The organism is Ruegeria sp. AB7 (genome assembly GCF_056542625.1).
Genome location: NZ_JBQGAC010000001.1, coordinates 421852 through 433334 on the forward strand (window position 1 = coordinate 421852; position 11483 = coordinate 433334).

Annotated in this window: 13 protein-coding genes and 1 other RNA gene; 6 read left to right on the forward strand and 8 right to left on the reverse strand. The window is 55.5% G+C overall.

Features of this window, described 5'->3' with window-relative positions:
• Positions 1 to 46 precede the first annotated feature (46 nt).
• From chrA to ACR0EN_RS02140, 8 genes are all read right to left on the reverse strand, one after another.
• Complete coding sequence (chrA, locus tag ACR0EN_RS02105) at positions 47 to 1297, reverse strand: chromate efflux transporter (RefSeq protein ID WP_480584989.1); 1251 nt, start codon at positions 1295 to 1297, stop codon at positions 47 to 49.
• Entirely contained in the window at positions 1294 to 2109 is an 816-nt protein-coding gene (locus ACR0EN_RS02110) for a sulfurtransferase/chromate resistance protein (protein WP_170817745.1), read from the reverse strand. Before ACR0EN_RS02110 ends, chrA begins: the two co-directional genes overlap by 4 nt.
• Positions 2110 to 2238: 129 nt before the next feature.
• Entirely contained in the window at positions 2239 to 2670 is a 432-nt protein-coding gene (locus ACR0EN_RS02115; protein ID WP_170393148.1) for an ester cyclase, read from the reverse strand.
• 99 nt (positions 2671 to 2769) lie between these two features.
• Positions 2770 to 3116, reverse strand: a transfer-messenger RNA (tmRNA) gene (ssrA, locus tag ACR0EN_RS02120).
• Positions 3117 to 3152: 36 nt separating this feature from the next.
• Positions 3153 to 3515: a DUF4345 family protein gene (locus tag ACR0EN_RS02125; RefSeq protein WP_170465381.1), complete on the reverse strand. Its 363-nt coding sequence runs from the start codon at positions 3513 to 3515 to the stop codon at positions 3153 to 3155.
• A gap of 63 nt (positions 3516 to 3578) precedes the next feature.
• Positions 3579 to 4229 carry a hypothetical protein gene (locus tag ACR0EN_RS02130; protein ID WP_170421484.1) on the reverse strand — a complete coding sequence of 217 codons (651 nt, stop codon included), beginning with the start codon at positions 4227 to 4229 and terminating at the stop codon, positions 3579 to 3581.
• A gap of 13 nt (positions 4230 to 4242) precedes the next feature.
• The gene (locus tag ACR0EN_RS02135; protein ID WP_170393145.1) at positions 4243 to 5643 is read right to left on the reverse strand and encodes a selenium-binding protein SBP56-related protein; all 1401 of its coding nucleotides are present in this window, start codon (positions 5641 to 5643) and stop codon (positions 4243 to 4245) included.
• A 116-nt stretch (positions 5644 to 5759) separates the two neighbouring features.
• Positions 5760 to 6491, reverse strand: a complete 732-nt coding sequence (locus tag ACR0EN_RS02140) for a GntR family transcriptional regulator (RefSeq protein ID WP_170421487.1) — start codon at positions 6489 to 6491, stop codon at positions 5760 to 5762.
• Positions 6492 to 6580: 89 nt separating this feature from the next.
• Between ACR0EN_RS02140 and ACR0EN_RS02145 the strand changes: the two genes are divergently transcribed.
• The 6 genes from ACR0EN_RS02145 to frr all read left to right on the forward strand — a co-directional run bounded on the left by ACR0EN_RS02145 (position 6581) and on the right by frr (position 11477).
• The gene (locus ACR0EN_RS02145; RefSeq protein WP_480584993.1) at positions 6581 to 7372 is read left to right on the forward strand and encodes a DUF2182 domain-containing protein; all 792 of its coding nucleotides are present in this window, start codon (positions 6581 to 6583) and stop codon (positions 7370 to 7372) included.
• A 4-nt stretch (positions 7373 to 7376) separates the two neighbouring features.
• The gene (locus ACR0EN_RS02150) at positions 7377 to 8081 is read left to right on the forward strand and encodes a DUF1326 domain-containing protein (protein WP_170393142.1); all 705 of its coding nucleotides are present in this window, start codon (positions 7377 to 7379) and stop codon (positions 8079 to 8081) included.
• On the forward strand, positions 8081 to 8587 hold the full coding sequence (locus ACR0EN_RS02155; RefSeq protein WP_170393141.1) for a DinB family protein: 507 nt from the start codon (positions 8081 to 8083) through the stop codon (positions 8585 to 8587). Before ACR0EN_RS02150 ends, ACR0EN_RS02155 begins: the two co-directional genes overlap by 1 nt.
• A gap of 1 nt (position 8588) precedes the next feature.
• The gene (locus tag ACR0EN_RS02160; RefSeq protein WP_480584996.1) at positions 8589 to 9683 is read left to right on the forward strand and encodes a dimethylsulfoniopropionate demethylase; all 1095 of its coding nucleotides are present in this window, start codon (positions 8589 to 8591) and stop codon (positions 9681 to 9683) included.
• Positions 9684 to 9733: 50 nt separating this feature from the next.
• Positions 9734 to 10729, forward strand: coding sequence for an acryloyl-CoA reductase (gene acuI / locus ACR0EN_RS02165; RefSeq protein ID WP_170421499.1), 996 nt, complete (start codon positions 9734 to 9736; stop codon positions 10727 to 10729).
• A gap of 184 nt (positions 10730 to 10913) precedes the next feature.
• Positions 10914 to 11477 carry a ribosome recycling factor gene (gene frr, locus ACR0EN_RS02170; protein WP_170393138.1) on the forward strand — a complete coding sequence of 188 codons (564 nt, stop codon included), beginning with the start codon at positions 10914 to 10916 and terminating at the stop codon, positions 11475 to 11477.
• The last annotated feature ends 6 nt before the right edge of the window (positions 11478 to 11483 follow it).

Below are 11483 nucleotides of genomic sequence, written 5' to 3' on the forward strand. Positions count from 1 at the left end.
ATAGTTCATTCGGACGGAAACGAAAGGCTGTGCTGGGCTGCTTTGATTACAAAATCTGCATGCCTAGTCCGGCCAGAAACATGATACCAAGTGTGGTTGCTAAACCGGATTTCATACGGAAAATCAACAGGCCAGCCAGAACGGTCAGCACAAGTGCGCTGAATTCAAGCGACGAAAGGTCGGGTAGGGGGAGAGAAACTGGTCCCCAATGCCACCCCGGAATTGAGGTGAACAAGACGTTTAGCCCGAACCACACGGAGAGGTTGAGAATCACTCCGACGACCGCAGCTGTGATTCCGTGCATCGCGGCCCCAAGACGCGGACGCTCGGCGATTCTATCCAGATGCGGGGCTGCAAGAAAAATCCACAGAAAACACGGTACAAACGTCGCCCATAAAGCGACAATGCCCGCCGCAAACGCCAGCGAGGCGCCTCCGGCAATCTGACCGCTAAGCATGGCCACAAACTGAGTCACCAGAATCAGTGGCCCAGGCGTGGTTTCGGCCAGACCTAGCGCGTCGATCATCTGGTCCGTGCTGATCCATTGGTAGGTTTCGACCACGGTCTGGGTCATATAGGCCAGCACCGCATAGGCACCGCCAAAAGTTACAACCGCAAGGCGGGCAAAGAACCAGCCCAGATCGCTGAGCAGTTCCTGACCGCTCAAAGACAGCACAAACAACGGCCCCAGCCAAAGGATAAGCCAGAAAACCGCTGTGCGAACAGGATTGGCAAGTGTTGGGCTGGCTTGAACGGCAACGGGCTTGTCGTCTTTCGAAGTCACGAATCCCCAAACGGCAGCGCACAGGATGATTAGCGGGAAGGGCAGGTTGAAGACAAAGATCCCCAAAAAGGCGAGGCCTGCGATTGCCCGGTGTTCAATGTCTGTAAGTGCTTTCTTCGATAGGTTCCGTAATGCTTGCAGGACGATGATGATCACCGTGGCCTTGATGCCCAAGAATCCGGCTTGAACCAAAGGCAATGTACCATAGGCCGCATAAAGCAATACCAGCAGCGCGATCACCAGAGCACCCGGCAGTACAAACAAACTGCCTGCGATTAACCCCCCGGCCACTCCGCGCAGCCGCCATCCTGCATAAGTGGCAAGCTGCATGGCTTCAGGGCCCGGCAACAGCATGCATAAGGAAAGCGCGCGCAGATAGGTCTGTTCGTCCAACCAAGGGCGCTTTTCGACCAGCTCCTGATGCATCAGTGAAATTTGGGCGGCGGGGCCGCCGAAGGACAGCAGCCCGATGCGCCCAAACACCCTGATCAACTCTTGATATGAAAGGGTCATCTGCCGTGACCCGCGGGCCAGTCATGCGTCTCGCCAGACCCATCGCGCGCCCAGCGATAAAGAGCATCATAGATATGCAATCCAGCCTGCAATTGCTGCTGGTCATCCCGATACTGGCGCGACAAGCCGACCGAAAGGGCGAGCAATCCGGCAGCCTCAGGCGCCAGATCGTGCTTGTTTGTATCGGCTGCACGTATGATCGTGGCCATGCGGTTCAGGGGTTCAGAGCGCAGGTTGAACGCTTCCAGCATCATGTCAAAGGTGCATTTGTCGCCGCGATGGCTCCAATCAGTGCCTTCAACATCAAAGGGTGTAGCGTCAAAGCGTTCGGCAACACCTTGTATTTCGGTTGGAGCGACAAAGAGAAACCGCGCATGTGTATCGACAAACCTTCGGATCAACCACGGGCAGGCGATACGGTCGATTTTGGGGCGGTGCCGGGTGACCCAAAGCGTGCTGCCGTTTACAAGCGCGGGCAGGGCCGAGACCGGCACGAATTGCGCCCCCGGAGTATCACGCCAGGCGAACGTTCCACCTTCCAGATACTCGGCCTGAATCCCGTCAGCCTGCAGCCATGAAACGACGCCCTGACTTATTTTTTTGCCCTTCTGACAAATCACGACACAAGGCCTGTCTCCGATCAGTTGTTGGATGCCATCGATATTGTCATAGGGATGGCGAACCGCAGCCGGGATAAGTCTGGGGTCGTCGTGGAAATCGGCGTCTGTACGCACGTCGACAAGCACAGGCGACTGCGGCGTACCGATCAGACGCAAGAGTTGACGGGGTGTAATTGCATTGGGGGCAGCCATTGCATGTTTCCTTGTTGCTTTGGATACATGCGAACTTGGGCTGCCGCCTCACGGGGTGTTCGCAAGCTTACCCCTTGATCCTCTGCTAGCGCGCAAACGCGGGATGGGTCAAGCTTGCGGTCAAGTTTATCAGGCCCAGTCCAACCTTTGCCCGGTCATGCAAACCGGAAGGGTATCCTGTGGGAACTGCCCCAGTTGTTCAAAAAGTGTAATGAAATCAAACTGATTATAGGCCTCGACCATCTTGTCCCCTTTGAAGCGCGCCATGACTTGTCCGGTAACTTCAAGCGGGGCACCGTTATCGGCCCGGAAGGTGCGGACATGCAGAATACCCGAGACCCAATCACCATTTTCGATGATCTTCGGCAGTTCGACTGTGATCTCGCCCAGAACATGACGAAACGCCATGACCAGATCGCGAAAGTCGTCCGCGCCAACCTGCATTTCGGGTATCAACCCTTCGGCCATCGTATCCGGGGCAAAAAACTGATCGATTGCATCGGTATTGCCTTGTTCCCAGACCTCTGAATACCACGCCCTAAGCCTGTCAGAATTCGTCATCTCAGCCCTCCTGTCGCTTGTTCAGGAAGATGGATCAGAGAAATGAATAAACCCTGAATCCCAGGTGAGTTATGGGCATGGAGCAGACATAATCGGTAAAATGCAGGTTTCTGTTGCCAGGTACCTGCGAACCCCGCCTTACGCGGCTAGGCGCAAGGGCTTAAGTTTCGGTCTTGCTACTGCTTACGCAGCAACTGCAACCGGAGCACGATTGTCGTTTGCAATTGTACTAGTTTCGCCGGTAACGGTGGCAGACAGCCGAGACAAAGCTAACCCCTTTAGACGTTCGTCGATCCTATTTCGGCCCCATGATCCTCAAACGAAGGATGTTGGTGGAGCCGCCGGGTACCGCCCCCGGGTCCGATCCGCTTATTACGAGCGCGTTTATGTCCATAGTCCCGAAGGACCCCTCATATATAGGTTAGGACGTGGTCGGATGCAAACCCGGAATGCTAAGGTTGACTTATATCAAATTCAATAAGTTAAGCAGCTCTGTTCATGTTGGCGAGAATAAGCCAAAGGGCCAGAACAAGCTCGATTCCACCAAAAGTCAGCGCCTTGACGAACGGGGGATTATCCAGCGCCAAAGACACAAACCGGCCCAACGCCGCCCCTGCATAGACAACGCCCAGCATGGCATATGCCATCGGTGTGTTGAGCCAGAGAACCACGGCACCTGTCACCACGAACAACCCGCCAACCGAGGCTCGCATCTCACTAAATCCCATGGTGCTTTTGGTGGGGGCTAGGTCCAGCGCGTTGGCTGTGTAGGCCGGGGCCAGAAATCCGAACAAACCAAAGCCGATGGTCAGCAAGGCGGCAATCACGTTAAGGGCTGTGATCATGGACTTTTTTCCCTTTTTGCTCTGCCCGCAGAGTCTAGCGCAGCACTATGTAAAGAAAAGCATCTAAATCGCTGACCACAAGCCTATAACTCCGACCGCGATCAGGCTGAGAGCCCAGACAAGTTCCAGATTGAACCAACTGCGTGACAGAAATTGAAGGCCCAGCCAGCGATAGACGGCGAAGGCCAGAATGCCTCCGCCAAGGATCATGGCGGCTGTGTGAAGTGCAGCGACCGTCAGTACGAGCAGGCCATTGCTCGCCATGATCTGAGAGACTGCGATCTGGCCCGTTTCCAGCTCGTCTGATCCACACAATCCAAGATAAATCGGAACCAACATCAACGCCGCGCCGTGTGCCAGCGCAACGAGGAACGACCAAAGTGCCAATTTGCTTGGCGGTACGCGCGACAACATCCGAGGATGCCGGCGTGTTATCGCGATGTAAACACCCATTGTGATCACAATCAGCGCAGCGCCGATACGAATTTCGCGTTGATATTCAACCAGAACTGCCATCATAGCAAATGGCAGTAGGACCCCCAGCATGGCGACGAAATGACCACCAGCCAGGGCGGTCAATGCACGCCACAAAGCTGATGGCCGTTGTTCCATCAGCGCCGAAGATACCGCAAGCGGCCAGCCCATTCCGGGATTCAGGCCATGATATGCGCCGCTAAGCACAACGGCCAGCCAGAGACCAGCCGTTGATGTCATCAGAGTTTCCAACTCAGACCGATGGGTAGCAGAAACTATCGGTAGAACAGTCTCCACCCTCAAGCCGGATTTGGTGGGCCCGATATCCGTCGGGGAAGTCGACCCAGAACTTCGGATCCAATGTCAGGCCTCCGTTTTCGCCAACATCCGCCTTGACCATCGCAGCCCCGCGTTCACCGGGATAGAACTGATCATCCCAAGTGGAATAAAGCGAATTGGTCCAATATACCCGCTTTCCGTCGCGGCTGATTTCAACCATCTGCGGTCCGTAACCAAAGTCTTGCCCGTTGGGATGTTTTGTTTTCTTGACGATCCCCCCGATCTCGACTTTGCCCGCAAGGGTCGGGTTCATCGGATCAGAGACATCGTATTGATGCATCTCACCCGTGCCCCAACAGGCCACATAAAGGTATTTATCGTCCAAGCTGAGATCGATATCCGTGACCAGTGGCGGAACGGCAGAGAAGCCTTTCAGCAATTCAGGCAAGTCATCAGGATCAGCGGGCTGCGGATCGATCGTGATGGTCTTCTTGGCCTCGAAGGTGCCATCATCATTACGCCACCAAGTAAAGATCGCGCCCTGCAGGTTGGTCGTGTCAACCACCACACCACAGAACCCATATTGTTTGACCGGATCGTGAGCGGGCCGGATTTCCAAGGCCATCTGGTGATTTTCACCCAGATCGATGGTCTGAATATTGGTCCGGCTGCGTAGGTTCCAGAAATGGATGCTGTGCCCGTATTTGTTCGAAAGCAGATCCTCGGCCACGATGCCGTTTTCGAATTGCGGAGGCAGTCCCCATTCCGAACTGACCATATAGTCGCGTGGCAGGTTCCACCAGAAATCGTAGTGTTTGTCTTGGATACCTCGCTCGATCTCGTAGCGCCCGATGATCTCGAAGCTCTCGCAATCCATGATGAAAATGCCCGGAGGGCCGTCCGTGCCGTCTTCGCCACCGCCTCCAAGCGTGCTCACGTAGATCCCCTCCGGTCCGCAATGGATCGTGTGCGGGCGGGAATATCCAGTTTTTGCAAAAACTTCTTCGGGTTCGATGATCTTGTGTATCTTGGCCTCAAGCGGGTTCTTGACGTCGATAATGTAGATCCGGCTGGATCGTATGCCAGGAACAATGAGGTAGCGGCGTTCCAGAAACGCATGGCCACTAAGCGGTGACAGCGCAGAGGAACAAGCGTTCCACCCGAAATGGTGAAACTCATCGCCTTTTTCTGGCATGATCACCTGATGAACAATTTTTCCGTAATCATCCGAAGTCGGATCCACGTTCACGACGGCCAAACCGTCTGGTTGGGAAAAATCAGGGCTTAGCATCAACGTGAATGCAAGCGTTTCAGTGGGGCCCTCCATCGCCAGTTTGGCTGATGGGTAAAAGGTTGGGTCCGGTCTTTGGTTCATAACGTCCTCCCGTAAGTCATTGATCTTCAATTCATGTTGGAAGTTCCGGTCTTAACGCCGGATGTCATGCTGCCTGCTCGGGCACCTCGCCGTCCTTCGTTCCTTTTTGCCTGTGGTCAGGCGGGTTTGCGTCGTCTTTCGGCCACGTCCTGCGCCAGTTGCCGTGTGTAGGCCTCAAGTTTGATCAATGCTGCATCGACCGAGCCGGCATCACGCGCTTCTAGTGCGTCTGTGATGTCACTGTGGAGGGCGATGATCTCTTCGCGGGATCGGGCCGTGAACGTAATCATGTTCATCAGAGGTTGCATAGCCTCGACCGCACCGGCCAATTGGTAGGACAGAACGGGGTTGCCCGCGCCATCCACAAGCGCGCGATGAAAGGCGACGTCGGACGCGCAGAAAGCCTCATCTGTGAGACCTGGTTGCGCCTGACGAAAAATCTCGGCCCGCATGGTGGCGAGTTGATCCGCGGTACGACGTTGTGCCGACAAAGCAGCGCATGCACGTTCGAGCGCATAACGCGCTTCGCATGCGGTGTCGAAACTGACTGCGTTCATCGACAGCAGCAGTGTCGAGGTTGTGACTTGTTGGGAATAGGCGTCCTCAAAACTCAGCCGGTTCACAAACGCACCACCCGATGCCCCGCGTTGCGTGCGGATAAGGGACTGCGCTGCCAGACGTTTCAATGCTTCGCGAACCGTAGGCCGTGATACTTTGAACTGATCGGCCAACTCAGATTCTGATGGCAGACGCTCATCGACGATCAGCCGACCCGAGATAATGGCGTCGCGGATCGCCTGAGCAATTTGAGCGGATAGATCTGCAGTACTCTGAGGGTCGATTTTCATGGTTGTTTTCGGCGATGCGTAATTTTTATTTGTCTGACATTTAAAAGTCTGACATTTGAAAAGCAAGAGAGTTGAGTCGGGAGGAGCAAGTGAGTCGCTCAATTTTCCGCAGCGCGCTTTGGTTGGGCTTCTACATCACGATCATTTGGTCGTGGTGGATGATGGTCTCAATGAGCCGCGATATGGACGTGGACTGGATCGGTCGACCCGGACCGATGGGTCAGGCGATGGCGGCCATGGATCCGCGTATGGACATGTATATGCCCATGGCCGAGTTCGGCCCACTTTTCTGGATGTGGGCGATCATGATGGCGGCCATGATGCTGCCGACTTTGGTGCCCACGTTGCGCAGTTATGATGATCTGATCCGCAGCGCGAACGGTACGCGGGCAGGGTGGCTGGGCGTTCTATCCGGATACTTCATAGTTTGGGTGGGCTTCGCTGCGCTGATCACTGGCCTGCAATTGGCGCTGCTGTTTGGCGGCGCGGTTGATATGTTGGGAATCGCTAAATCGCCATATCTGGCCGCCGGCCTGTTGATCGCCGTGGGTGCCTTTCAGTTTTCTCGGGTGAAAGAAGTCTGCCACGGTGTTTGCCATGCACCGATGACGTATTTTCTGGGCCACTGGAAAACCGGATTCGGCGGCGGTGTACGCATGGGCGTCGGACTGGGTGCGTTCTGTGTCGGTTGCTGCTGGGGCTTCATGGCGTTGGGCTTTGTCGGCGGCGTCATGAGCCTGCTCTGGATGGGGCTGGCGACCCTGTTCATGGTATTGGAAAAACTTCCCCAGATCGGGCACGCCGTGACCCGTCCTATGGGATTCGTCTTGATTGCGGGTGGTTTTGCACTGCTCGCTCATCACATTGTTTACGGAGGATAAGTCGATGGCTAAAAATAGAAAACCGGATGCAGACAAGCTGCCGGTCAGTCAAAGAATTGACAGCCGGATGCCAAATCCCAAGCGGCGTGAGATGAGCCCGACCGATTGGGCGGTTAAGGGTGAACTGATCCTGAATTGTTCGTGCGACGTATTCTGCCCATGCGTGGTTTCGCTGGGTGCACACCCTCCGACCGAAGGGCATTGCCACGCGTGGATGGGTATCGCGATCGACGAAGGCCATTACGAAGGCGAAGATTTGTCCGGACTGAATGTAGGCCTGTTGGTCGATATCCCCGGACGCATGGGCGAAGGCCAGTGGAAGGTCGCGGCTTATGTGGATGAACGTGCTAGCGGCAAGGCTTACAATGGACTGTTGCAGATATTCAGCGGTCAGGCAGGTGGCACAACCGGGCTGTTCACTATGTTGGTCAGCGAGATCATAGGGGCTGAACGTGCACCGGTTCAGATCGAAAGGGACGGCACCAAACGCCGGATCATGATAGGGCGCAAGATTCAGGGTGAGATCGAAATGCTTGCGGGCAAAGACCCAGAGCACCCAGTGATGGTTTCAAATTCGAAATACTGGATGGGGCCGGACATCATTGTAGCAAAAGGTACGAAATCCAAGGTGCGCGACTATGGTCGCGTATGGGACTTCGGCGGCAAGTCAGCCGAGATCTGCCCGATTGACTGGCACGGGCCTAAGTAATGATAACCGGTGCCTATGCCCGTGAAATGGCGCGATATAACCACTGGCAAAACAACCAGTTAAAGAGCTTTCTCAAAGCTCTTTCAGACGAAGAATTGGCACGGGATCGCGGCGCTTTTTTCGGGTCGATCATGGGAACTGCCAATCATCTGCTTTGGGGGGATTGGATCTGGATTTCCCGGTTTGACAAGGGACCGGGGCCAGGTGGTGGCATTCCTGAGAGTGTCTCGATCTGCACTGGCATGGCCGACTGGCTGCCGCTGCGCGATACGATTGACGCCCGTATTGCCAGATGGGCCAATACGTTGGGGGATGATGTCCTGAGCGGTTCGTTCACGTGGTACTCGGCTGCAAAAGAGAACGACGTAACAAAGCCTTACGGGCAATGCGTCATTCATATGTTCAATCATCAGACACATCATCGCGGACAATTGCACCAAATGCTAACCGAGGCTGGTTCGCAGGCACCTGTCAGCGATCTTGTCTTTCTGCCAGAGGATTTCTGACATGGCAGTCATCTCACCGAACCGGCGCGTGCGCAAAACCCCATTCACTCCGGGCGTCGAGGCCGAAGGCGTCACAGGGTATACCGTTTATAATCACATGCTGCTTGCGACGGCTTTTGAAAGCGTCGAGGCTGATGCGGCGCATCTGAAACAGCATGTTCAGGTCTGGGATGTCTCGTGTGAGCGGCAGGTACAGATCAAAGGCCCGGATGCGTTGCGGCTGATGAAGATGCTCAGCCCGCGCGATATGGACAAAATGCAGGCGAACCAGTGCTATTATGTGCCGATAGTAGATCACAATGGCGGCATGCTGAATGATCCTGTTGCGATCAAACTGGCGGATGATCACTATTGGTTGTCGGTTGCCGATGGTGACCTTTGGCAGTTTGCTCTGGGAATCGTGATTGCGCTGGGGCTGGATGTCGATATTTCTGAGCCGGATGTGTCGCCCTTGGCGGTACAAGGCCCCAAGGCGGACGAGCTGATGACGCGCGTCTTTGGTGATGAAGTCAGGGATATAAAGTTCTTTCGATATAAACGGTTGGCGTTTGAAGATACATCATTCGTCGTCGCCCGGTCAGGCTGGTCGAAACAAGGCGGGTTCGAGATATACGTCGAAGGGACGGATTATGGCATGCCACTATGGGACACGCTGTTTTCTAATGGCCGAGACCTGAACGTGCGGGCAGGTTGCCCAAACGGGATTGAGCGTGTTGAAAGCGGTCTGTTGAGTTTCGGGTCGGACATGCGGCGCGAGAATACGCCCTATGAATGCGGGCTAGCACGGTTCTGCAATTCTCCGCTGGATTACATCGGCAAAGCCGCTTTGGCGGATCAGGCGAAAAACGGTCCGCCCCGGCAGATCCGTCCGCTTGTCATTGAAGGTGAGATCGGACCGTGCACCGAATCTTGGCCGCTGATGGCCGGGGGCCGGCAGGTCGGGCAGGTGGCTTCGGCTGCGTATTCACCCGAGTTTGGAGTGAATGTAGCCATTGGAATGGTCGACCGGTCCCATTGGGCGCCAGGTACGCGGATTGAATTGATGACCGAACATGGAATGCGATGGGCCGAAGTGCAGGAAAAATTCTGGCGCTAAGCCCTTGTTTCAGGAACACAGCCGATTGAGGCAATAGAAGGAGTAAGTTCATGTTTAATGCACTTGTCGTTGAAAAAGATGAAGAAAGTGGCCTCGCAAGCGCTTCGGTGAAGCAGATTTCTCTGGATACGCTGCCGGATGGAGAAGTGACGATCGCCGTTGAATATTCAACGGTGAACTACAAGGACGGCCTGTGCATGTCGCCCAAAGGCGGTGGTCTGGTGCGTAGCTATCCTCATATTCCGGGCATCGATTATGCGGGCACGATCGAGCAGTCCTCGGATGCACGCTACAAACCTGGCGACAAGGTCGTGCTGACGGGCTGGCGCGTAGGTGAAGCGCATTGGGGCGGCTATTCACAAAAAGCAAACGCGCGGGCAGATTGGCTGGTGCCGTTGCCGGATGGGTTGGATACACGGCAGGCGATGGCAGTTGGCACTGCCGGGTTCACCGCTATGCTGGCCGTCATGGCGCTGGAGGATCAAGGTTTGCAGCCGGGTCATGGCCCGGTGTTGGTCACAGGTGCCGCAGGAGGTGTCGGCTCGGTCGCGACGGCCATTTTGGCCCATCTGGGCTATGAGGTTGCAGCTGTGACCGGGCGTCCTGAAACCGAAGAATACCTGAAATCACTGGGTGCAACCACAATTGTCCCGCGTGACGAGTTGAACGAGACCACCAAGCGTCCGCTGGAAAGTGAAACTTGGTCCGGATGTGTTGATGCGGTGGGCGGAGCGATGCTTGCCCGCGTGCTGGGGCAGATGAAGTATGGGGCCTCGGTAGCTGCGGTTGGCCTTGCCGGTGGTGCGGCGCTGCCCGCAACCGTGATCCCATTCCTGCTGCGCGGTGTTAATCTGTTGGGCATCGACAGCGTGATGCAGCCATACGACAACCGGGTCCGAGCCTGGAAGCGTATCGCGACCGATTTGCCCATGGATAAGCTTGAGGCGATGGTCCATGCAGCAACCCTTTCTGATCTGCCCCAGTTGGGAGCGGACATTCTGCAAGGTCAGGTAAAAGGGCGCGTCGTGGTCAACGTGAACGCTTGATAGACAAAACAGACAACGGTTCGGCCGGAGCATGCATCCGGCCGACCCAATTGTCGGGAATGAGGCCGAAATGCCGGAAACAGTTCTGGCCATTGCCACATTTCGTGACCATGATTGCTATACATCCCATTTGTGATGGCTTAAGACCCATCCGAACATCACCTGAAGACGGGGAGTGAGCAGCATGTCTGATGATTTCGAACTCGATACCGATGATCTGAAACGCCGCATGGACGGTGCCATGGCCAACCTCAGAACCGAATTCGCTTCGCTGCGGACCGGTCGTGCATCGGCTTCAATGCTTGAGCCCGTCATGGTCGATGCTTACGGCGCGATGACTCCGATCAATCAGGTTGGTACCGTGAACGTCCCTGAACCGCGCATGGTAACCGTGAATGTTTGGGACAAGGGCCTCGTCGGCAAAGTTGAAAAGGCCATTCGGGAAAGCGGTTTGGGTATTAACCCGCAACTGAATGGTACCATCATCATGCTGCCGATTCCCGAACTGAACGAAGAACGCCGTCGCGAGCTCGGCAAGGTCGCGGGTCAATATGCAGAAAGCGCACGGGTTTCGATCAGGAATGTGCGCCGTGATGGCATGGACCAGATCAAAAAGGCCAAGGCAGACGGCATGTCCGAGGACGATCAGAAATTCTGGGAAACCGAGGTTCAGGAGCTGACGGATACCATGATCAAATCCGTCGATGATGCGCTCGAGACCAAACAAGCCGAGATCATGCAGGTCTGAGCCTCG

Bases quoted from the DNA above. Each gene is read 5' to 3' on its own strand.
- ACR0EN_RS02135 (WP_170393145.1), bottom strand. From the start codon at position 5,643: ATGAACCAAAGACCGGACCCAACCTTTTACCCATCAGCCAAACTGGCG.
- ACR0EN_RS02155 (WP_170393141.1), top strand. From the start codon at position 8,081: ATGATAACCGGTGCCTATGCCCGTGAAATGGCGCGATATAACCACTGG.
- frr (WP_170393138.1), top strand. From the start codon at position 10,914: ATGTCTGATGATTTCGAACTCGATACCGATGATCTGAAACGCCGCATG.
- ACR0EN_RS02125 (WP_170465381.1), bottom strand. From the start codon at position 3,515: ATGATCACAGCCCTTAACGTGATTGCCGCCTTGCTGACCATCGGCTTT.
- ACR0EN_RS02150 (WP_170393142.1), top strand. From the start codon at position 7,377: ATGGCTAAAAATAGAAAACCGGATGCAGACAAGCTGCCGGTCAGTCAA.
- ACR0EN_RS02115 (WP_170393148.1), bottom strand. From the start codon at position 2,670: ATGACGAATTCTGACAGGCTTAGGGCGTGGTATTCAGAGGTCTGGGAA.
- chrA (WP_480584989.1), bottom strand. From the start codon at position 1,297: ATGACCCTTTCATATCAAGAGTTGATCAGGGTGTTTGGGCGCATCGGG.
- ACR0EN_RS02130 (WP_170421484.1), bottom strand. From the start codon at position 4,229: ATGACATCAACGGCTGGTCTCTGGCTGGCCGTTGTGCTTAGCGGCGCA.
- ACR0EN_RS02160 (WP_480584996.1), top strand. From the start codon at position 8,589: ATGGCAGTCATCTCACCGAACCGGCGCGTGCGCAAAACCCCATTCACT.
- ACR0EN_RS02110 (WP_170817745.1), bottom strand. From the start codon at position 2,109: ATGGCTGCCCCCAATGCAATTACACCCCGTCAACTCTTGCGTCTGATC.
- acuI (WP_170421499.1), top strand. From the start codon at position 9,734: ATGTTTAATGCACTTGTCGTTGAAAAAGATGAAGAAAGTGGCCTCGCA.
- ACR0EN_RS02140 (WP_170421487.1), bottom strand. From the start codon at position 6,491: ATGAAAATCGACCCTCAGAGTACTGCAGATCTATCCGCTCAAATTGCT.